The sequence below is a fragment of the Aquabacterium humicola genome, assembly GCF_030167915.1.
Taxonomy (GTDB): domain Bacteria; phylum Pseudomonadota; class Gammaproteobacteria; order Burkholderiales; family Burkholderiaceae_C; genus Pseudaquabacterium; species Pseudaquabacterium humicola.
The window spans coordinates 80,382-101,084 of the sequence record NZ_JARGNB010000008.1 but is presented as its reverse complement, the minus strand read 5'-3'; the positions used below and the strand labels follow the sequence as shown (position 1 = coordinate 101,084).

General features: G+C 61.9%; 13 protein-coding genes, 3 tRNA genes and 5 rRNA genes. 11 read left to right on the top strand and 10 right to left on the bottom strand.

Translation table 11 applies throughout. The features are described from left to right. Positions 1–5 precede the first annotated feature (5 nt). The 7 genes from P1K89_RS27365 to P1K89_RS27335 all read left to right on the top strand — a co-directional run bounded on the left by P1K89_RS27365 (position 6) and on the right by P1K89_RS27335 (position 5,524). Positions 6–683 (top strand): Fe2+-dependent dioxygenase, encoded by a 678-nt coding sequence (locus P1K89_RS27365; RefSeq protein ID WP_284619707.1) that lies wholly within the window; start codon positions 6–8, stop codon positions 681–683. Continuing rightward, positions 668–1,750, top strand: a complete 1,083-nt coding sequence (locus P1K89_RS27360; protein WP_284619706.1) for an alpha-hydroxy acid oxidase — start codon at positions 668–670, stop codon at positions 1,748–1,750. The genes P1K89_RS27365 and P1K89_RS27360 overlap by 16 nt, the downstream gene beginning before the upstream one ends. Positions 1,751–1,774: 24 nt before the next feature. Continuing rightward, complete coding sequence (locus P1K89_RS27355; protein ID WP_284619705.1) at positions 1,775–2,386, top strand: hypothetical protein; 612 nt, start codon at positions 1,775–1,777, stop codon at positions 2,384–2,386. Positions 2,387–2,852: 466 nt separating this feature from the next. Continuing rightward, positions 2,853–3,014 (top strand): hypothetical protein, encoded by a 162-nt coding sequence (locus P1K89_RS27350; protein WP_284619704.1) that lies wholly within the window; start codon positions 2,853–2,855, stop codon positions 3,012–3,014. Positions 3,015–3,074: 60 nt separating this feature from the next. Then, positions 3,075–3,335, top strand: coding sequence for a hypothetical protein (locus tag P1K89_RS27345; RefSeq protein ID WP_284619703.1), 261 nt, complete (start codon positions 3,075–3,077; stop codon positions 3,333–3,335). A gap of 137 nt (positions 3,336–3,472) precedes the next feature. Next, a complete protein-coding gene (locus P1K89_RS27340; RefSeq protein WP_284619702.1) occupies positions 3,473–4,627 on the top strand; it encodes a DUF2855 family protein in 1,155 nt (384 codons plus the stop codon). A 54-nt stretch (positions 4,628–4,681) separates the two neighbouring features. Continuing rightward, positions 4,682–5,524, top strand: coding sequence for an HDOD domain-containing protein (locus tag P1K89_RS27335; protein WP_284619701.1), 843 nt, complete (start codon positions 4,682–4,684; stop codon positions 5,522–5,524). A gap of 24 nt (positions 5,525–5,548) precedes the next feature. Here the strand turns inward: P1K89_RS27335 and P1K89_RS27330 are convergent, their stop codons facing one another. Beyond that, a complete protein-coding gene (locus P1K89_RS27330) occupies positions 5,549–6,031 on the bottom strand; it encodes an Lrp/AsnC family transcriptional regulator (protein ID WP_284619700.1) in 483 nt (160 codons plus the stop codon). Positions 6,032–6,145: 114 nt separating this feature from the next. Here P1K89_RS27330 and phhA point away from each other — a divergent pair, with 114 nt between their 5' ends. Further along, positions 6,146–7,057 (top strand): phenylalanine 4-monooxygenase, encoded by a 912-nt coding sequence (gene phhA / locus P1K89_RS27325; RefSeq protein WP_284619699.1) that lies wholly within the window; start codon positions 6,146–6,148, stop codon positions 7,055–7,057. Positions 7,058–7,081: 24 nt separating this feature from the next. Here the strand turns inward: phhA and P1K89_RS27320 are convergent, their stop codons facing one another. Then, positions 7,082–7,984 carry an esterase/lipase family protein gene (locus tag P1K89_RS27320; protein ID WP_284619698.1) on the bottom strand — a complete coding sequence of 301 codons (903 nt, stop codon included), beginning with the start codon at positions 7,982–7,984 and terminating at the stop codon, positions 7,082–7,084. A 107-nt stretch (positions 7,985–8,091) separates the two neighbouring features. Between P1K89_RS27320 and P1K89_RS27315 the strand changes: the two genes are divergently transcribed. From P1K89_RS27315 to P1K89_RS27305, 3 genes are all read left to right on the top strand, one after another. Further along, positions 8,092–8,838, top strand: a complete 747-nt coding sequence (locus P1K89_RS27315) for a DUF8198 family protein (protein WP_284619697.1) — start codon at positions 8,092–8,094, stop codon at positions 8,836–8,838. 62 nt (positions 8,839–8,900) lie between these two features. After that, positions 8,901–10,586, top strand: coding sequence for a long-chain-fatty-acid--CoA ligase (locus P1K89_RS27310; protein WP_284619696.1), 1,686 nt, complete (start codon positions 8,901–8,903; stop codon positions 10,584–10,586). 9 nt (positions 10,587–10,595) lie between these two features. Next, positions 10,596–11,552, top strand: a complete 957-nt coding sequence (locus tag P1K89_RS27305; protein WP_284619695.1) for an MBL fold metallo-hydrolase — start codon at positions 10,596–10,598, stop codon at positions 11,550–11,552. A 155-nt stretch (positions 11,553–11,707) separates the two neighbouring features. On the opposite strand, the gene rrf (P1K89_RS27300) is transcribed toward P1K89_RS27305, so the two are convergent. The 8 genes from rrf (P1K89_RS27300) to P1K89_RS27265 form a co-directional block, all read right to left on the bottom strand. After that, positions 11,708–11,820 (bottom strand): 5S ribosomal RNA (rrf, locus tag P1K89_RS27300). 124 nt (positions 11,821–11,944) lie between these two features. Next, positions 11,945–14,818 (bottom strand): 23S ribosomal RNA (locus P1K89_RS27295). A 295-nt stretch (positions 14,819–15,113) separates the two neighbouring features. Beyond that, a tRNA-Ala gene (locus P1K89_RS27290) sits at positions 15,114–15,189 on the bottom strand. Between the two features lie 10 nt (positions 15,190–15,199). Next, positions 15,200–15,276, bottom strand: a tRNA-Ile gene (locus P1K89_RS27285). Positions 15,277–15,444: 168 nt separating this feature from the next. Further along, positions 15,445–16,973, bottom strand: a 16S ribosomal RNA gene (locus P1K89_RS27280). Between the two features lie 248 nt (positions 16,974–17,221). Next, a 5S ribosomal RNA gene (gene rrf / locus P1K89_RS27275) occupies positions 17,222–17,334 on the bottom strand. Positions 17,335–17,458: 124 nt separating this feature from the next. After that, a 23S ribosomal RNA gene (locus tag P1K89_RS27270) occupies positions 17,459–20,332 on the bottom strand. Together the 16S, 23S and 5S rRNA genes with 3 tRNA genes alongside form the textbook arrangement of a ribosomal RNA operon. A 295-nt stretch (positions 20,333–20,627) precedes the next feature. Beyond that, positions 20,628–20,703: transfer RNA gene (locus P1K89_RS27265), tRNA-Ala, on the bottom strand.

Genomic DNA, 20,703 nt, shown 5'->3' with positions numbered 1-20,703 from the left:
CTGCCATGCTGCTTCAGATCCCCGACGTGCTCGACGCCGATGCGCTGGCCCACGCGCGGGATCTGCTGGACGGCGCGGCGTGGACCGACGGCCGGCGCAGCGCCGGCCCGCAGGCGGCGCGGGTCAAGCACAACCAGCAGCTCGATGCCGACAGCGAGACCGCCCGCGCGCTGCGCACGCTGGTGCTGCAGGCGGTCGAGCGGCATGCGGTGTTCTTCTCCGCGGCGCTGCCCAAGCGCGTGCTGCCACCGCAATTCAACCGCTACGCCGGCACCGCGAACCACTACGGCGACCATGTCGACCAGGCGATCCGCTACGCCGGCGAGCAGCGCGTGCGCACCGACCTGTCGTGCACGCTGTTCTTCAGCGATCCGTCCGAGTACGACGGCGGCGAGCTGGTCATCGAGCAGGGCTTCGGCTCGCAGCGCGTCAAGCTGGCGGCCGGTTCGCTGGTGCTGTACCCCGGCACCAGCGTGCACCGCGTCGAACCCGTCACCCGTGGCGAGCGGCTGGCAAGCTTCTTCTGGATCGAGAGCATGGTGCGCCGCGACGACCAGCGCCAGCTGCTGTTCGACATGGACATGGCGCTGATGCGCCTGCGCGCCGAGCACGGCGAGTCGGCGGAGACGGTGCGGCTCACCGGCACGTACCACAACCTGCTGCGCATGTGGGCGGACAGCTGAGCGCGATCAACCTGCAGGACTACGAGGCGCTGGCCGAAGCGCGCCTCGATGCCGCGGCCTGGGCCTACCTGGCCGGCGGTGCCGCGGACGAGATCACGTTGCGCGCCAATCGCGCGGCCTGGGATGGATTGCGGCTGCTGCCGCGCGTGCTGCGACCGCTCGCCGGGGGCCACACCCAGCTCGACCTGTTCGGCCGCCGCTGCCCGCACCCCATCCTGCTGGGCCCGGTGGCCTACCAGCAGCTCGCGCACGCCGACGCCGAGTGCGGCAGCGCGCTGGCCGCCGCCGCGCAGGGCGCCGGCTTCGTGCTGAGCACGCTGGCCAGCGCGCCGCTCGAGGCGGTGGCCCGGCTGACGGCGACCGACGCCGGCCGCGGCCCGCTGTGGTTCCAGCTCTACTGGCAGCACGACCGCGGCTTCACCGCCGACCTGGTGCAGCGCGCCGAGAGCGCCGGCTACGAGGCGATCGTGCTGACGGTGGATGCCCCGACCAGTGGCGCGCGCGACCGCGAGCGACGCGCCGGCGTGCGCTTGCCGCCGCCGGTCAACCTGCAGGGGCTGCCGCCGCGACCGACGCGCGCCGCCGGCGCGAGCGCGCTCTTCGACGACCTGCTGCACGACGCGCCCACCTGGGACGACCTCGCCTGGCTGCGCGGCCGCACGCGCCTGCCGCTGCTGGTCAAAGGCGTGCTGCATCCCGAAGACGCGCGGCAAGCGGCGGCTGCGGGCGCCGACGGCGTGATCGTCAGCAACCACGGCGGGCGCACGCTCGACACGGCGCTGCCGACCGCCGACGCGCTGCCGCGCATCGCCGACGCCGTCGGCGGCGCGCTGCCGCTGCTGGTCGACGGGGGCATCCGCCGCGGCACCGACGTGCTGAAGGCCCTGGCGCTCGGTGCGCGCGCGGTGCTGATCGGGCGCCCGTTCGTGATGGCGCTCGCGGCGGCGGGGCCGCGGGGTGTCGCGCACGTGATCCGCCTGCTGCGCGACGAGTTGGAGATCGCGATGGCGCTGACCGGCTGCCGCACGCTCGCCGACATCGCGCCGACCCTGCTCGACCGTCGCTGAGCAAGCACCGTTTATCATCTGGGCATGTCTTCCGTGCCTGACGTCGCGCGCATCCGCCTCGACAACGCGATGCTGCTGTTCGACGAGTTCGTGCAGGCCACCATCAGCCATCCTGACGCGGCGACGCTGCGTGGCCTGGAACGCCGCTTCGCCGAACGCCTGCAGATCCAGCCCAGCTACTGGAGCCAGATCAAGGGCCGCTCACGCCAGATCGGCGAGCGACTGGCGCGCCAGTTCGAGCACCTGTGCCGCAAGCCGGCCGGCTGGATGGACGTGCCGCACGGGCCCGGCAGCCCGGACACGCCCGCCGCCCCGGCGGCGCCGGCGTCCGGTTCGACGATGACAACGGATGCCGGCCCGCTGCCGCAGGACGACGATGAGCGCTTCATCGTCGGCCTGGTGCTGACCTACTACCGGCGCCACCCGCAGCGCGCACGCACGCGCCTGCTCGATCTGCTCGGCGAAGTCCTGACGCCCACGCCCGCGTCGTCGACGCCGGCCCCCGTGTCGTCGCGACCGGCGCCGCGCGCTGGAACCCGCCCGACGGGATACCCGCCGGCGCCCGCCCCGGTCGACGATCACAGCCTCTGGCAAAGCACCCAGGCCGGTGTCGCGCCGCTGAAGCGCAAGCGCTGAGCCGTCGCGGGCGCACCAGGCGCACCGGGCGCACCGGGCGCCTATCACGCTCGCGAAGCGGCGATCGCATGCGCATCTCGGGACTTTCCCTGATCCCCAGCCCTAGGGGCTTGCGCAAGATAAATGAATGTTTATCATCTGCGCAAGTCGTTGATCAAGGCAAGCGGTAACGCCCCTCAGCGACGATCCCCACCGATCAACCAACCGTCCGAGTCTGCGCTGTCCATGTTCGTTTCGCTGTCCTGTTTCACCTTCCTCGCCATGCCGTGCGCATCGGCGACGGCAGGTCATCAGGCAGCGTCGCGAGGTCAACGCGGCGCTCGAGTGCATGCAGGCGCACCGCCGGGCGCCATGGCTGGCTGAACGCGACACACCGTCGCTGTCCACCACCACGGCCCGGGCTGCCTGCAGCGCCCGGGCCGTTGTCATTCGGACTGCCGATTTCTCCTTGCCCTGGAGGCAACCCATGAAGATCACCGTCAAGACCCTCAAGCCCCGCAATCCGCTGGTGGCTGCCTGCCTGCATCGCCACGCCGGCGCCCACCGACGCGGTACCGCCGCCCTGCGCAACGCCGCCAAGCGTGAGCTGCAGCGCGAGCTGATGAAGGAACGACATCCCTGCACCTGAACAACGCGGCATTCGTCCCGGCCATGGTCGGCGAGCGGCGAATGTCCGATGGAGACGACCATGAGCAAGAGTCTGTACGGCTACTACGGCCCCTTCGCCGCCCCGAGCGGTGGTGTGTTGCGGCGCAGCGCGGCCTTCGCGCTGCGCGGCGCGAGCAAGGCGCTCGCGAAGTTGTCGCGGCGCCTGCGCGCCGATGACGTCGGTCGCGGCGCACAGCGTGCGCCGGAGCTGGAGTTCTACGCCGAAGCCGGCGCGCCCGAAGGCGCGCTGTACGTGAACGGCGAATACGTCGGGCATGTGTCCGGCGTGCGCCGGCTGTGAGGCCGCTGGACGCGGGCGCCGGGCACGGCGCCCGCCCCAGCCCGTTCATCCCGGCGGGCCCTCGTCCACCGGTGATGTCCCGCTCGACCGCTGCCCCTCGGCGGACCGATGATCGGCTGCTGCACGAGGAGCCCCTGATGGCTGCGATCGACGAACCGCTGCGCCTGCTGGTGCATCGCCAGAACCTGCGCGAGACCTGCTTCGCGCCCGACACCGACGCCCACCGGCCGCTGGCCGAAGGCCAGGCCCGCCTGCGCATCGAGCAGTTCGCGCTGACGGCCAACAACATCACGTATGCCGCTTTCGGCGACGCGATGAAGTACTGGGACTTCTTCCCGACCGACCAGCAGATGCACGGGTGCATTCCGGTCTGGGGCTTCGCGACGGTGGTGGAGTCCCGCGCCGGCGGCGTGGCGGTCGGCGAGCGCTGTTACGGCTACTGGCCGATGGGCAGCCACCTCGTCGTCACGCCGGTGCGCGTCGATGCGCGCGGCTTCGTCGACGGCAGCGCCCACCGCGCGAACCTGCCGGCGGTCTACAACCATGTGCAGTTCTGCCGCGCCGACCCCGCCTACCAACCGGCGAACGAAGCGCGCCAGGCGCTGCTGCGGCCGCTGTTCGTCACGTCCTTCCTGATCGACGATTTCCTCGCCGAGCAGGATTTCTTCGGCGCCGGACAGGTACTGCTGTCCAGTGCGTCGAGCAAGACGGCCTACGGCACGGCGCTGTGCCTGTCCGCCCGCAAGCACGACGCAGGCATCAAGGTCACCGGGCTGACCTCGCACGCCAACCTCGACTTCACGCGCTCGCTGGGCTGCTACGACGAGGTACTGGCCTACGACGACCTGGCGAAACTGGATCGCGCGGTGCCCACCGTCTACGTGGACATGTCCGGCAGCGCGGCGCAGCGCCTGGCCGTGCACACGCACTTCGATGGCGCGCTGAGCTACAGCTGCTCGGTGGGTGGTACGCACTGGGACGAACTGGGCTCCGGCGGCGGACTGCCCGGTCCGCGGCCGACGCTGTTCTTCGCGCCGAGCCAGATGCGCAAGCGGCTGGGGCCGCCGCCTGAAGGCTGGGGGGCCGCCGGCCTCCAGCAGCGCGTCGACGCCGCGTGGCAGCGGCTGATGCAGGCGATGGATGGCGCCAGCCAGTCCCCGTGGCTCGTGGTCGAGGAAGGATACGGCGCCGCCGAGGTGCGCCGCAGCTACCTCGAGCTGCTGGAAGGTCGCAGCGACCCGCGGGCAGGCCATTTGCTGTCGTTCCAGCAGCCGCCGCTGACCGCCACTTAAGTGCGGCGGGACGTCGGCCGAAATCACGGTTGACGATCCGCCGAACTGGCTGCCATGTCCACCACCGACCCGCCGTTCCTGACCAGCCCACCGGCTGGCGTCGACAGCTGGCTCGCGAGCTTCCAGCAGCGCGACATCCCGGTGCTGGCGGAGACGACGCAGGCCATCGCCGCCCTGGGCGCCAACGAAGACGCGGTGGATGCGCACACGCTGGCCGAAGCGGTGTCCGACGATCCGCTGATGGTGCTGAAGCTGCTGCGCCACGTCGCCGAAAGGCGGTCGGCGCGCGCGCAGACCGATGTCGAGACGGTCACCGCGGCCATCGTGCTGATGGGCGTACCGCCCTTTTTTCATGCCTTCGGCGGCCTGCCGTCCATCGAGGACCGGCTCGCCAACCATCCGCACGCGCTGGATGGTTTGCAGGGCGTGCTGGCCCGTGCGCGCCGTGCGGCGCGCTTTGCGCTGGGTTTTGCCGTCCATCGGCTCGACCACGACGCCGCGGTGATCCACGAAGCGGCCCTGCTGCATGATTTCGCCGAGATGCTGCTGTGGATCCATGCACCGGCACTCGCCCAGGAGATCGCTCGACGCCAGCTTGCCGAGCCCTCGCTGCGTTCAGTGGACGTCCAGCGCGAGCTGCTGCACGTCACGCTGTCGGACCTGCAGCAGGCGCTGATGAAGGCCTGGCGCCTGCCGGAACTGCTGGTGCGCATCAGCGACGACCACGCGAGCACCTCGCCGCAGGTGCGCAACGTGCAGCTGGCGATCCGAGTCGCCCGCCACAGCGCGCGCGGCTGGGACAACCCCGCGCTGCCCGACGACATCAGCGACATCGCCCAGCTGCTCAACCTCGGCCGGGAGCCGGCATTGCAGCTGCTGCACGAGATCGACGACTGAACCGGGACCGGCCCGACCGCGCTGCTACAAGGGCGTCGCCGAGGGTCCCTTGATGCGCTCCAGCATGAAGCTCGACTTGCAGTCCTGCACGCTCGGATGCTTCAGCAGCGTGTCCATCACGAATCGCGTGTAGTGCGCCATGTCGCGCACGACGACACGCAGCAGGTAGTCCATCTCGCCGGTCAGCGAGGCGCACTCGACGACCTCCGGCCACGTCTGCACCGCCGCCTTGAAGACATCCATCGGGTTGCGCTTGCTGCTCTCGGTCTGCTTCTCGAGGCGCACGTTGATGTACGCGGTCAGGGCCAGGCCGATGCGCTCGGGCGGGACCAGCGCCACGTAGCCGGCGATCGCGCCCGCTTCCTCGAGGCGGCGCACGCGCCGCAGGGTGGCCGAGGCCGACAGGCCGATCTGCGAGGCGAGCGCATCGAAGGTCGTGCGGCCATCGTCCTGCAGAACGCGAAGAATGCGTCGATCCAGACCATCGAGCAGGATGGGGTCGTCCATGGCGAGTATTCTGCAGGATTCCGGCGCCCACCACGACCACGGCGCCGGAAGACGCATGAATGCTGCTGGCAAAGCGGCCTACAGTGATGGGGTTCCCAAGGAGACCGCTGAGCCATGAGCCCCGTACTGCAGTTCGACTTCCATGACGGCGTCAACAAGGGCGTATCGCCCGTCACGTACGGGCAGGGCGACCGGCCGCCGCGTGGCGACTACGCGCGGGCGCACGTCGACTACACCTGCGACCAGCAGTCCGACTACACCAGTGCTGAACACGCGCTCTACCAGCGCCTCTTCGAGCGCCAGGCCCGTCAGCTCGACGGCCGCGCATGCGACGAATTCGTCCGCGCGCTGGCCCTGCTCGGCGAGCCGACGCACATTCCGCGCTTCGACCAGGTCAGCCAGCGCCTGCGCAGGGCTACCGGCTGGGAGATCGTCGCCGTGCCCGGCCTGATCCCGGAAGAGGCCTTCTTTTCGTTGCTGGCCGAGCGCCGCTTCCCGGTGACCGACTGGATCCGCAAGCCGGAGGAATTCGACTACGTCGTCGAGCCGGACGTGTTCCATGACCTGTTCGGCCACGTGCCGCTGCTCTTCGACCCGGTCTTCGCCGACTACATGCAGGCCTATGGCGCCGGTGGCATGAAGGCAAGCCGCCTCGATGCCTGCGAGCAGCTGGCGCGCCTGTACTGGTACACGGTGGAGTTCGGCCTCATCAACACGCCGCAGGGCTTGCGCGCGTATGGCGCCGGCATCCTCTCGTCAGCCGGCGAGTTGCGCTACAGCGTCGAGAGCCCGGCGCCGGCGCGCATCGGCTTCGACCTGCAGCGCCTGATGCGCAGCCGCTACAAGATCGACGACTACCAGGCCAACTACTTCGTGATCGACTCGTTCCAGCAGCTGTTCGATGCGACTGCGCCCGACTTCACGCCGGTCTATGAGGCCGTGCGCCAGCAGCTGGAGATCGACGCCGGCACCGTGCTTCCGGGCGAGCGCACCTTCGCCGTGAGCGCGCCGTCGATCGGAGGCTGAGCACTCCGCTGCACTGGCACCCGCTCAGGCCTGCACCCGGGACAGTATGGCATCGAAGATCTCGGGGCTCGACAGCATGTGCACGTGCGCGAGCCCGGGCAGGTGCCGGTTGTCGGCGCCGGGCAGGGTCGCCGTCGCCGCGGGGAACACGATGTTGTCACAGTGGCCGTAGAAGCAGATGAACGATGCCATGGCCGGACCGGCGTTCGCGAGCGCCGCGAGCCACGCGCTGCCGCGCTGCATCTGCCGGGCGTTGTGGCTGAATGCGAAGCGCGCGAGCCAGGTTCCGTGGTGCGGCGAACCGACCGTCACGATGCCGGCACAGCGCGAAGCGCCATCGCATGTCTGCAACCAGTGGCGTACCGCGAGACCGCCCATGCTGTGGCCGACGATGAGCGGCTGTTGGCCGGTGGCCGCCTGCAGGCGGCGGACCGCCGCGTCGATCGTCCCGGCGTACTCGTCGATCGAGCCGAACGGTGGCTCCATCGTCACGGCGATGAACGGCACGTCAAGTCGGCGCAACCGCCGCATCCAGGGATTCCACAAGCCGCGGTTGCAGACGTAGCCGTGCACCAGCAGCACCCCGCGACGGCCGACATCCGTCGGTGCGCGCGCGGGCAAGTGGTCAGGCACGGCGTTGGCACGAAAAGGCTGGCGCCAGCCGAAGGTCTGCACGCCCCAGAGCACTTCTCCCGCCCAGGCGCGAACCAGCGCCCAGGCGGAGGGCCGCGGGGCCGGGTGATGGTTGCCGAAGACGGCCAGCAGCACGAATTCGAATGCCAGGACCGGTGCGTGCGGCAGCAGGATCAATATCGCGACCGTGATGCGCCAAGGCCAGCCGACCCCTTGCACGCCACTGGCCCACCACCAGCCGCCGGCCGCGGCCAGCACGGTGAACACCAGCAGGCGTTGAAGTCGCGCGATCATCCAACCAAGTCTCGCACCGACCTTCGCGCTTGTTGTCACGCCTCGGTAGGGCGGAGCCACTAGCCCAACCGGCGGAGCCTGTCCTCGCGCTACGCTCCAGCCTTGCGATGAGTCCAGCCGGCCAACAGATCCTCGAACAGCTCGCCGTGGTCGAGCAGCTGCGCGCGGAGCGCCGTCACGAGCCGGCGCATGCCGAGCGCGTGCGCATGGTGAAGGCCTACCAGGCGTCGCGCTTCGAGCGCGGGTACGCCGACCTGCTGACCGATCCGCGTTATCGCGGCGCGGCCCGCTTCTTCCTCGAAGAGCTCTACGGCCCTCAGGAATTCGCCGCGCGCGACGCCCAGTTCGGGCGCATCGTGCCGGCGCTGGTGCGCATGTTCCCGGACGAGATCGTCGGGACAGTTGCATCGCTCGCACGTTTGCATGCCCTGTCCGAATCGCTCGACGACGCGATGGCCCGCGCGCTGGACGGCCCGGCGATCGATGCGGCCACCTATCGCCGCCTCTGGCAACGCACCGGTCGCCCCGAAGATCGCCAAGCGCAGATCGACCTGACGCTGCGCATCGGCGAGGCGCTCGATCGCTACACCCGCAGCCACCTGCTGCGAGGTGCGCTGCGGATGATGCGCAAGCCCGCACAAGCCGCGGGCCTCGGAGAACTGCAGCGATTCCTCGAGAACGGCTTCGACACCTTCGGCGCCATGAAGGGGGCCGGTGACTTCCTGGCAATCGTTCGGCAACGCGAAGAGGCGCTGGCGCGAGCCCTCTTCGGTGGGGACGCAGTCACGTCCGCGACAAGCGCCTCGGGGGGTGCGTCTATGGATGATGCAGCCGCGCTAGGACAATTACCGTAGTGCGGCGCCGCAGTGCCCGGGACGATGCGGAGCCTGATCCCGCCCCCGACTCCGGAGCTCCTGTGCAAAGACCCTGGCTGAAGAACTACCCCGACGGTGTACCCAGCGAGATCGATCCGTCGATCTATTCATCCTTGGTGGAACTGCTGGAGGAGGCCTTCCGCAAGCACGCCAATCGGCCGGCGGCGGAGTGCCTGGGCAGCCGCCTGCGATTCCGCGAGGTCGACGAGCTGTCGGAGGCGCTCGGCGCCTGGCTGCAATCCAAGGGCCTGGATCCGGGCAGCCGCGTCGCGGTGATGATGCCGAACCTGCCGCAGTACATGGTGGCGATCGCCGCGATCCTGCGCGCCGGGTTCGTTGTCGTGAACGTCAATCCGCTGTACACGCCGCGCGAACTCGAGCACCAGCTGAACGACTCGGGCGCGCAGGCGATCATCGTGCTCGAGAACTTCGCAATCACGCTCGAGGAGGTGATCGACAAGACGGCCATTCGCCATGTCGTGCTCGCCAGCATGGGCGACCTGCTTGGCTTCTGGAAAGGCCTGCTCGTCAATTTCGCGGTCCGGCACCTGCGCAAGATGGTGCCGGAGTACCGGTTGCCGCTCGACCAGGGCCGCAGCGTCACCCGCTTCAACATGGCGGTGGCCGAAGGTACGCGGCTGAACCTGAAGCGGCCCGTGCTCAGCGGCGACAGCGTCGCGTTCCTGCAGTACACGGGCGGCACCACCGGTGTGTCGAAGGGCGCGACGCTGCTTCATCGCAACGTCGTTGCGAACATTCTGCAGACCGAAGCGTGGTTCAAGCCGATGCTGGACACCTTGGGGTCGCAGCAGATGACGGTGGTGTGTGCATTGCCCCTGTATCACATCTTCGCGCTGACCATCTGCTACATGATGGGCGCGCGGCTCGGCATGCTGAACCTGCTGATTCCCAATCCGCGCGACATCCCGGGGTTCGTGAAAGCCTTGCAGGGGCATCGCGTGAACATGTTCCCAGCGGTGAATACGTTGTTCAACGCCTTGGCGAACGATCCGGCGTTCTGCCGGCTGGACTTCTCGGGCCTCGTGGTTTCCAACGGCGGCGGCATGGCTGTGCAACAGGCCACGGCCGAACTGTGGCGCAAGGTCACCGGCTGCTCGATCGTCGAGGGGTATGGCTTGTCGGAGACTTCGCCCGTGGCCACATCCAACCGGCTGGACATCGACGGTTTTACCGGCACCATCGGTCTGCCGGTTCCGTCGACACACATCGCGATTCGGGACGACGACGGCCGCGATGTGCCGCTCGGCGAAGCGGGAGAGATCTGCATCCGCGGGCCGCAGGTGATGGCCGGCTACTGGAACCGCCCCGACGAAACCGCGAAGGTGATGACCGAGGACGGCTTCTTCCGGTCGGGTGACGTGGGCGTCATGGACGAACGCGGCCACACGCGCATCGTCGATCGCAAGAAGGACATGATCCTGGTGTCCGGCTTCAACGTGTACCCGAACGAGATCGAACAGGTGGTCAATCTGCATCCGGGTGTCATCGAATGCGCTGCCATCGGGATCCCGGACGCCAAGTCAGGGGAATCCGTGAAGCTGTTCGTCGTGCGGCGCGACGGCACGTTGTCGGAGTCTGACCTGATGAGCTATTGCAAGGACAACTTCACCGCGTACAAGCGGCCCCGCTACATCGAGTTCCGCGACGACCTGCCCAAGTCCAACGTCGGCAAGATCCTTCGGCGGGAGTTGCGCTCGGCTGCGTGACGCAGCGTGATGTCGATGCTCCGCGACGGCCCGCGACCGGCCGGACTACCCGGCGGCGTTCACCTGCTCCAGCGGGGCTGGTTGTCCGCGAACAGCATCGTCTTCGCGGGAAGGGATGATGATGCAGGTGTCGTAGACACCGGCTATGTGAGCCACGCGACGCAAACGGTTTCGCTCGTCGAACACGCCATTGGCACGAGGCCGTTGAGCCAGATCGTCAATACGCACCTTCACAGCGACCATTGCGGGGGCAATGCGGCACTGCAGTTACGCTGGCCCTCGGCGTCGATCACCGTGCCGCTTGGCTACCGCTCCGCAGTCGACCCCTGGAATGAAGAGCAACTCAGTTTCGTAGAGACGGGACAGCGCTGCGCGCGCTTCTGTGTCGATGGTTACCTGCAGGACGGGGATGAGTTGGCACTTGGCGCAAAGGTGTGGCAGGTACATGCCGCCCCGGGGCATGACCCTCACGCTCTGATGTTTTTCGAGCCACACAGCCGTACGCTCATCAGTGGCGATGCCCTGTGGGAGCATCGGCTCGCCATCATCTTTCCGGAACTGCACGGTGACAGTGGCTTCAACGAGGCCTTCATCGCACTCGACCGCATCGAGCGACTCGCGCCGAGACGAGTTCTACCCGGACATGGTGCCGCGTTCACAGACGTGGCAGCGGCGTTGGCCCAATCGCGGCAACGGCTGGAACGGTATGTACGGCTGCCGCACCGCCACCGAGACCATGCCGTCCGTGCGCTTGTCGTCTATCACATGCTTGAACACCGTCGCCGCGAGCTCAACGACTTGACGGCATGGATTGTGGCCACACCGATCTTCCGTGCCGCGAACGCGTGGGGAACCGAGGCGGGCGGGTCAGCACTCGCCGCCGCGGAGGTCGTTGAATCGCTGATGCAGGACGGTCTGCTGAAGTGTGACGGCTCGGTGGTGACGATTCCGGAGGCTGAGATGTGAGGTTAACTGCTCGGATTCTCGGATTCACAGCATTTGTTGCGCGCACAAGAGTATCGGCGTACACGAGCCATTACCGGGAATGGCTGTTCCTCGTGACCCAGGAGCCGGAAATGGAAAAGGCCCGAACTCATGGAGTTCGGGCCTTCTGTATATTAGCCTGACGATGTCCTACTTTCACACGGGAACCCGCACTATCATCGGCGCAGAGGCGTTTCACTGTCCTGTTCGGGATGGGAAGGAGTGGGACCACCTCGCTATGGTCATCAGGCTTAACTTGTTGCCGGGCTGAACGGTTTCAGCCCGACGAATTCATAGAGGTCGAATCAGATTTTGATTGCGTCGCCCAGAATGGGCATAACGAGAGTTTTGACGAATGTTGTCGTCAAAATTATAGGGTCAAGCCGCACGAGCAATTAGTACTGGTTAGCTTAACGCATTACTGCGCTTCCACACCCAGCCTATCAACGTCCTGGTCTAGAACGACTCTTCAGGGGGCTCAAGGCCCCGGCAAGACTCATCTTGAGACGAGTTTCCCGCTTAGATGCTTTCAGCGGTTATCTCTTCCGCACTTAGCTACTCGGCAATGCCACTGGCGTGACAACCGATACACCAGAGGTGCGTCCACTCCGGTCCTCTCGTACTAGGAGCAGGCTCTCTCAATCTTGCAGCGCCCACGGAAGATAGGGACCAAACTGTCTCACGACGTTTTAAACCCAGCTCACGTACCTCTTTAAATGGCGAACAGCCATACCCTTGGGACCGGCTACAGCCCCAGGATGAGATGAGCCGACATCGAGGTGCCAAACACCGCCGTCGATATGAACTCTTGGGCGGTATCAGCCTGTTATCCCCAGAGTACCTTTTATCCGTTGAGCGATGGCCCTTCCATACAGAACCACCGGATCACTTAGTCCTACTTTCGTACCTGCTCGACTTGTCAGTCTCGCAGTCAAGCACGCTTATGCCTATGCACTATGAGCACGATTTCCGACCGTGCCTAGCGTACCTTCGAACTCCTCCGTTACGCTTTGGGAGGAGACCGCCCCAGTCAAACTGCCTACCATACACTGTCCCCAACCCGGATAACGGGCCAAGGTTAGAACCTCAAACACACCAGGGTGGTATTTCAACGTTGGCTCCACCGGAACTAGCGTCCCGGCTTCAAAGCCTCCCACCTATCCTACACAGATCTGTTCAAAGTCCAATGTAAAGCTACAGTAAAGGTTCATGGGGTCTTTCCGTCTTTCCGCGGGGAGATTGCATCATCACAAACATTTCAACTTCGCTGAGTCTCTGGAGGAGACAGTGTGGCCATCGTTACGCCATTCGTGCAGGTCGGAACTTACCCGACAAGGAATTTCGCTACCTTAGGACCGTTATAGTTACGGCCGCCGTTTACTGGGACTTCAATCAAGAGCTTGCACCCCATCATTTAATCTTCCAGCACCGGGCAGGCGTCACACCCTATACGTCGACTTTCGTCTTTGCAGAGTGCTGTGTTTTTATTAAACAGTCGCAGCCACCGATTCTCTGCGGCCTCATTGGGCTCCCCCTGTACGGGTTCACCTACTAAAGGCACACCTTCTTCCGAAGTTACGGTGTCAATTTGCCGAGTTCCTTCTCCAGAGTTCTCTCAAGCGCCTGAGAATACTCATCACGCGCACCAGTGTCGGTTTGCGGTACGGTCGTCTATAGCTGAAGCTTAGTGGCTTTTCCTGGAAGCAGGGTATCACTCACTTCGGCGGCAAGCCGCCTCGTTATCACCCCTCATCTAAGCCCGGCGGATTTGCCTACCAGGCACGACTACAGGCTTGAACCGGGACATCCAACACCCGGCTGAGCTAACCTTCTCCGTCCCCACATCGCACTATAGATCGGTACAGGAATATTGACCTGTTTCCCATCAGCTACGCATCTCTGCCTCGCCTTAGGGGCCGACTCACCCTACGCCGATGAACGTTGCGTAGGAAACCTTGCGCTTACGGCGAGGGGGCTTTTCACCCCCTTTAACGCTACTCATGTCAGCATTCGCACTTCTGATACCTCCAGCAGGCCTCACGACCCACCTTCACAGGCGTACAGAACGCTCTCCTACCGCGCGTATTGCTACGCACCCGCAGCTTCGGTTACTGGCTTAGCCCCGTTACATCTTCCGCGCAGGACGACTCGATCAGTGAGCTATTACGCTTTCTTTAAATGGTGGCTGCTTCTAAGCCAACATCCTGACTGTTTTAGCCTTCCCACTTCGTTTCCCACTTAGCCAATATTAGGGACCTTAGCTGGCGGTCTGGGTTGTTTCCCTCTTGTGTCCGGACGTTAGCACCCGGTGCACTGTCTCCCAAGCTGTACTCATCGGTATTCGGAGTTTGCAATGGTTTGGTAAGTCGCCATGACCCCCTAGCCATAACAGTGCTCTACCCCCGACGGTAATACTTGAGGCACTACCTAAATAGTTTTCGGAGAGAACCAGCTATCTCCAGGTTTGTTTAGCCTTTCACCCCTATCCACAGCTCATCCGCTAGTTTTGCAACACTAGTCGGTTCGGACCTCCAGTGCGTGTTACCGCACCTTCATCCTGGCCATGGATAGATCACCTGGTTTCGGGTCTACACCCAGCGACTGAACGCCCTATTCGGACTCGGTTTCCCTGCGCCTTCCCTATTCGGTTAAGCTTGCCACTGAATGTAAGTCGCTGACCCATTATACAAAAGGTACGCCGTCACCCTTGCGGGCTCCGACTTTTTGTATGCATGCGGTTTCAGGATCTATTTCACTCCCCTCCCGGGGTTCTTTTCGCCTTTCCCTCACGGTACTTGTTCACTATCGGTCGATTACGAGTATTTAGCCTTGGAGGATGGTCCCCCCATATTCAGACAGGGTTTCACGTGCCCCGCCCTACTTGTTCCGCACCTAGTACCACCACCGACTTTTTCCATACGGGACTATCACCCTCTTTGGTCGGCCTTTCCAGACCGTTCTGATAAGTCGATGGCTATCATGCGCAGGCTGTTCCGATTTCGCTCGCCACTACTTTCGGAATCTCGGTTGATGTCTTTTCCTCGAGTTACTGAGATGTTTCAGTTCTCCCGGTTCGCCTCGCACACCTATGTATTCAGTGTGCGATACCCTTACGGGTGGGTTTCCCCATTCGGAAATCTCCGGATCAAAGCTTATTTGCCAGCTCCCCGAAGCTTATCGCAGGCTATCACGTCCTTCATCGCCTGTAATCGCCAAGGCATCCACCACATGCACTTAGTCACTTGACCCTATAATTTTGACGCCGCGGACAAGGCGGCATCGTCAAGGACTCGAATTGAGTAATTCGCGTTATGCCGTTCTTCAAATCTCTCGGATCTTTCGATTTTCGAGTTGAAGTCTGGTGACGCAATCAAATGTCATCGACGGCACGGTGCGCTGCAGCCCCTTTACGAACTGAGGCGCTTTCCGTCGACAACGCTGATTCGACTCTATGAATTGTTAAAGAACAGCAGCCGACTTACGACGGCTGACCCAAGCGCCTGAGATCAGGCGCTTGGGTCAGCATCGAGCAACTTGGTTTTATGGTGGAGGATGACGGGATCGAACCGACGACCCCCTGCTTGCAAAGCAGGTGCTCTCCCAGCTGAGCTAATCCCCCGACGAATGGGTGGTGGGTCTGGTTGGATTCGAACCAACGACCCCCGCCTTATCAAGACGGTGCTCTAACCGACTGAGCTACAGACCCGCGCATTCGTTCAACTGAAGCGCCCCAGGGTCGGTGTTCAAGCACAAGCGCCAGGCTAGGCCATCGCTTGTCGACGCTCACCAGGCTCACGCTCCACTCAAGTTTGTCTATTGCTGTCAAGACAACAGCCGATAAGTGTGGGCGCGAGAATTTGAGTGCTTTTTCCAGAAAGGAGGTGATCCAGCCGCACCTTCCGATACGGCTACCTTGTTACGACTTCACCCCAGTCACGAACCCTGCCGTGGTAATCGCCCTCCTTGCGGTTAGGCTAACTACTTCTGGCAGAACCCGCTCCCATGGTGTGACGGGCGGTGTGTACAAGACCCGGGAACGTATTCACCGCGGCAAGCTGATCCGCGATTACTAGCGATTCCGACTTCACGCAGTCGAGTTGCAGACTGCGATCCGGACTACGACCGGTTTTCTGGGATTGGCTCCCCCTCGCGGGTTGGCAGCCCTCTGTACCGGCCATTGTATGACGTGTGTAGCCCTACCCATAAGGGCCATGAGGACCTGACGTCATCCCCACCTTCCTCCGGTTTGTCACCGGCAGTCTCATTAGAGTGCCCTTTCGTAGCAACTAATGACAAGGGTTGCGCTCGTTGCGGGACTTAACCCAACATCTCACGACACGAGCTGACGACGGCCATGCAGCACCTGTGTCCTGGCTCTCTTTCGAGCACTCCCACATCTCTGCAGGATTCCAGGCATGTCAAGGGTAGGTAAGGTTTTTCGCGTTGCATCGAATTAAACCACATCATCCACCGCTTGTGCGGGTCCCCGTCAATTCCTTTGAGTTTCAACCTTGCGGCCGTACTCCCCAGGCGGTCAACTTCACGCGTTAGCTACGTTACTGAACAGCAAGCCGTCCAACAACCAGTTGACATCGTTTAGGGCGTGGACTACCAGGGTATCTAATCCTGTTTGCTCCCCACGCTTTCGTGCATGAGCGTCAGTGCAGGCCCAGGGGATTGCCTTCGCCATCGGTGTTCCTCCGCATATCTACGCATTTCACTGCTACACGCGGAATTCCATCCCCCTCTGCCGCACTCCAGCTGTGCAGTCACAAGTGCAGTTCCCAGGTTAAGCCCGGGGATTTCACACCTGTCTTGCACAACCGCCTGCGCACGCTTTACGCCCAGTAATTCCGATTAACGCTCGCACCCTACGTATTACCGCGGCTGCTGGCACGTAGTTAGCCGGTGCTTATTCTTCAGGTACCGTCATCCCCCCGAGGTATTAGCTCAGAGGATTTCTTCCCTGACAAAAGCGGTTTACAACCCGAAGGCCTTCTTCCCGCACGCGGCATGGCTGGATCAGGCTTGCGCCCATTGTCCAAAATTCCCCACTGCTGCCTCCCGTAGGAGTCTGGGCCGTGTCTCAGTCCCAGTGTGGCTGGTCGTCCTCTCAGACCAGCTACAGATCGTCGGCTTGGTAGGCCTTTACCCCACCAACTACCTAATCTGACATCGGCCGCTCCAATAGCGCGAGGTCTTGCGATCCCCCGCTTTCACCCTTAGGTCGTATGCGGTATTAATCCGGCTTTCGCCGGGCTATCCCCCACTACTGGGCACGTTCCGATGCTTTACTCACCCGTTCGCCACTCGTCGCCAGGTTGCCCCGCGTTACCGTTCGACTTGCATGTGTAAGGCATGCCGCCAGCGTTCAATCTGAGCCAGGATCAAACTCTTCAGTTCGATCTTGAAATTACTGCTCAAAGAATTGAAGTGAACTTCACTTGCATGAAAATTCAATTCAGTGAGCGTTTAAGGTCAGAAGACCTCGAAGCCTTTCGACTTCTTGGCACTCGCCTTCAAACGCCCACGCTTATCGGCTGTTGATTTTTAAAGAACTATAGCTTTCGCTAAAGACTGCGATCTCTTTCGATCACACTCTTTAGAGAAGAAAACGCCCGGCTTTCACCGGGCGTTCCCTCACTATATTAGCCTGACGATGTCCTACTTTCACACGGGAACCCGCACTATCATCGGCGCAGAGGCGTTTCACTGTCCTGTTCGGGATGGGAAGGAGTGGGACCACCTCGCTATGGTCATCAGGCTTAACTTGTTGCCGGGCTGAACGGTTTCAGCCCGACGAATTCATAGAGGTCGAATCAGATTTTGATTGCGTCGCCCAGAATGGGCATAACGAGAGTTTTGACGAATGTTGTCGTCAAAATTATAGGGTCAAGCCGCACGAGCAATTAGTACTGGTTAGCTTAACGCATTACTGCGCTTCCACACCCAGCCTATCAACGTCCTGGTCTAGAACGACTCTTCAGGGGGCTCAAGGCCCCGGCAAGACTCATCTTGAGACGAGTTTCCCGCTTAGATGCTTTCAGCGGTTATCTCTTCCGCACTTAGCTACTCGGCAATGCCACTGGCGTGACAACCGATACACCAGAGGTGCGTCCACTCCGGTCCTCTCGTACTAGGAGCAGGCTCTCTCAATCTTGCAGCGCCCACGGAAGATAGGGACCAAACTGTCTCACGACGTTTTAAACCCAGCTCACGTACCTCTTTAAATGGCGAACAGCCATACCCTTGGGACCGGCTACAGCCCCAGGATGAGATGAGCCGACATCGAGGTGCCAAACACCGCCGTCGATATGAACTCTTGGGCGGTATCAGCCTGTTATCCCCAGAGTACCTTTTATCCGTTGAGCGATGGCCCTTCCATACAGAACCACCGGATCACTTAGTCCTACTTTCGTACCTGCTCGACTTGTCAGTCTCGCAGTCAAGCACGCTTATGCCTATGCACTATGAGCACGATTTCCGACCGTGCCTAGCGTACCTTCGAACTCCTCCGTTACGCTTTGGGAGGAGACCGCCCCAGTCAAACTGCCTACCATACACTGTCCCCAACCCGGATAACGGGCCAAGGTTAGAACCTCAAACACACCAGGGTGGTATTTCAACGTTGGCTCCACCGGAACTAGCGTCCCGGCTTCAAAGCCTCCCACCTATCCTACACAGATCTGTTCAAAGTCCAATGTAAAGCTACAGTAAAGGTTCATGGGGTCTTTCCGTCTTTCCGCGGGGAGATTGCATCATCACAAACATTTCAACTTCGCTGAGTCTCTGGAGGAGACAGTGTGGCCATCGTTACGCCATTCGTGCAGGTCGGAACTTACCCGACAAGGAATTTCGCTACCTTAGGACCGTTATAGTTACGGCCGCCGTTTACTGGGACTTCAATCAAGAGCTTGCACCCCATCATTTAATCTTCCAGCACCGGGCAGGCGTCACACCCTATACGTCGACTTTCGTCTTTGCAGAGTGCTGTGTTTTTATTAAACAGTCGCAGCCACCGATTCTCTGCGGCCTCATTGGGCTCCCCCTGTACGGGTTCACCTACTAAAGGCACACCTTCTTCCGAAGTTACGGTGTCAATTTGCCGAGTTCCTTCTCCAGAGTTCTCTCAAGCGCCTGAGAATACTCATCACGCGCACCAGTGTCGGTTTGCGGTACGGTCGTCTATAGCTGAAGCTTAGTGGCTTTTCCTGGAAGCAGGGTATCACTCACTTCGGCGGCAAGCCGCCTCGTTATCACCCCTCATCTAAGCCCGGCGGATTTGCCTACCAGGCACGACTACAGGCTTGAACCGGGACATCCAACACCCGGCTGAGCTAACCTTCTCCGTCCCCACATCGCACTATAGATCGGTACAGGAATATTGACCTGTTTCCCATCAGCTACGCATCTCTGCCTCGCCTTAGGGGCCGACTCACCCTACGCCGATGAACGTTGCGTAGGAAACCTTGCGCTTACGGCGAGGGGGCTTTTCACCCCCTTTAACGCTACTCATGTCAGCATTCGCACTTCTGATACCTCCAGCAGGCCTCACGACCCACCTTCACAGGCGTACAGAACGCTCTCCTACCGCGCGTATTGCTACGCACCCGCAGCTTCGGTTACTGGCTTAGCCCCGTTACATCTTCCGCGCAGGACGACTCGATCAGTGAGCTATTACGCTTTCTTTAAATGGTGGCTGCTTCTAAGCCAACATCCTGACTGTTTTAGCCTTCCCACTTCGTTTCCCACTTAGCCAATATTAGGGACCTTAGCTGGCGGTCTGGGTTGTTTCCCTCTTGTGTCCGGACGTTAGCACCCGGTGCACTGTCTCCCAAGCTGTACTCATCGGTATTCGGAGTTTGCAATGGTTTGGTAAGTCGCCATGACCCCCTAGCCATAACAGTGCTCTACCCCCGACGGTAATACTTGAGGCACTACCTAAATAGTTTTCGGAGAGAACCAGCTATCTCCAGGTTTGTTTAGCCTTTCACCCCTATCCACAGCTCATCCGCTAGTTTTGCAACACTAGTCGGTTCGGACCTCCAGTGCGTGTTACCGCACCTTCATCCTGGCCATGGATAGATCACCTGGTTTCGGGTCTACACCCAGCGACTGAACGCCCTATTCGGACTCGGTTTCCCTGCGCCTTCCCTATTCGGTTAAGCTTGCCACTGAATGTAAGTCGCTGACCCATTATACAAAAGGTACGCCGTCACCCTTGCGGGCTCCGACTTTTTGTATGCATGCGGTTTCAGGATCTATTTCACTCCCCTCCCGGGGTTCTTTTCGCCTTTCCCTCACGGTACTTGTTCACTATCGGTCGATTACGAGTATTTAGCCTTGGAGGATGGTCCCCCCATATTCAGACAGGGTTTCACGTGCCCCGCCCTACTTGTTCCGCACCTAGTACCACCACCGACTTTTTCCATACGGGACTATCACCCTCTTTGGTCGGCCTTTCCAGACCGTTCTGATAAGTCGATGGCTATCATGCGCAGGCTGTTCCGATTTCGCTCGCCACTACTTTCGGAATCTCGGTTGATGTCTTTTCCTCGAGTTACTGAGATGTTTCAGTTCTCCCGGTTCGCCTCGCACACCTATGTATTCAGTGTGCGATACCCTTACGGGTGGGTTTCCCCATTCGGAAATCTCCGGATCAAAGCTTATTTGCCAGCTCCCCGAAGCTTATCGCAGGCTATCACGTCCTTCATCGCCTGTAATCGCCAAGGCATCCACCACATGCACTTAGTCACTTGACCCTATAATTTTGACGCCGCGGACAAGGCGGCATCGTCAAGGACTCGAATTGAGTAATTCGCGTTATGCCGTTCTTCAAATCTCTCGGATCTTTCGATTTTCGAGTTGAAGTCTGGTGACGCAATCAAATGTCATCGACGGCACGGTGCGCTGCAGCCCCTTTACGAACTGAGGCGCTTTCCGTCGACAACGCTGATTCGACTCTATGAATTGTTAAAGAACAGCAGCCGACTTACGACGGCTGACCCAAGCGCCTGAGATCAGGCGCTTGGGTCAGCATCGAGCAACTTGGTTTTATGGTGGAGGATGACGGGATCGAACCGACGACCCCCTGCTTGCAAAGCAGGTGCTCTCCCAGCTGAGCTAATCCCCC

Bases quoted from the DNA above. Each gene is read 5' to 3' on its own strand.
- P1K89_RS27335 (WP_284619701.1), top strand. From the start codon at position 4,682: ATGTCCACCACCGACCCGCCGTTCCTGACCAGCCCACCGGCTGGCGTC.
- P1K89_RS27315 (WP_284619697.1), top strand. From the start codon at position 8,092: ATGAGTCCAGCCGGCCAACAGATCCTCGAACAGCTCGCCGTGGTCGAG.
- P1K89_RS27365 (WP_284619707.1), top strand. From the start codon at position 6: ATGCTGCTTCAGATCCCCGACGTGCTCGACGCCGATGCGCTGGCCCAC.
- P1K89_RS27350 (WP_284619704.1), top strand. From the start codon at position 2,853: ATGAAGATCACCGTCAAGACCCTCAAGCCCCGCAATCCGCTGGTGGCT.
- P1K89_RS27330 (WP_284619700.1), bottom strand. From the start codon at position 6,031: ATGGACGACCCCATCCTGCTCGATGGTCTGGATCGACGCATTCTTCGC.
- P1K89_RS27320 (WP_284619698.1), bottom strand. From the start codon at position 7,984: ATGATCGCGCGACTTCAACGCCTGCTGGTGTTCACCGTGCTGGCCGCG.
- P1K89_RS27345 (WP_284619703.1), top strand. From the start codon at position 3,075: ATGAGCAAGAGTCTGTACGGCTACTACGGCCCCTTCGCCGCCCCGAGC.
- P1K89_RS27340 (WP_284619702.1), top strand. From the start codon at position 3,473: ATGGCTGCGATCGACGAACCGCTGCGCCTGCTGGTGCATCGCCAGAAC.
- P1K89_RS27305 (WP_284619695.1), top strand. From the start codon at position 10,596: ATGTCGATGCTCCGCGACGGCCCGCGACCGGCCGGACTACCCGGCGGC.
- P1K89_RS27355 (WP_284619705.1), top strand. From the start codon at position 1,775: ATGTCTTCCGTGCCTGACGTCGCGCGCATCCGCCTCGACAACGCGATG.
- phhA (WP_284619699.1), top strand. From the start codon at position 6,146: ATGAGCCCCGTACTGCAGTTCGACTTCCATGACGGCGTCAACAAGGGC.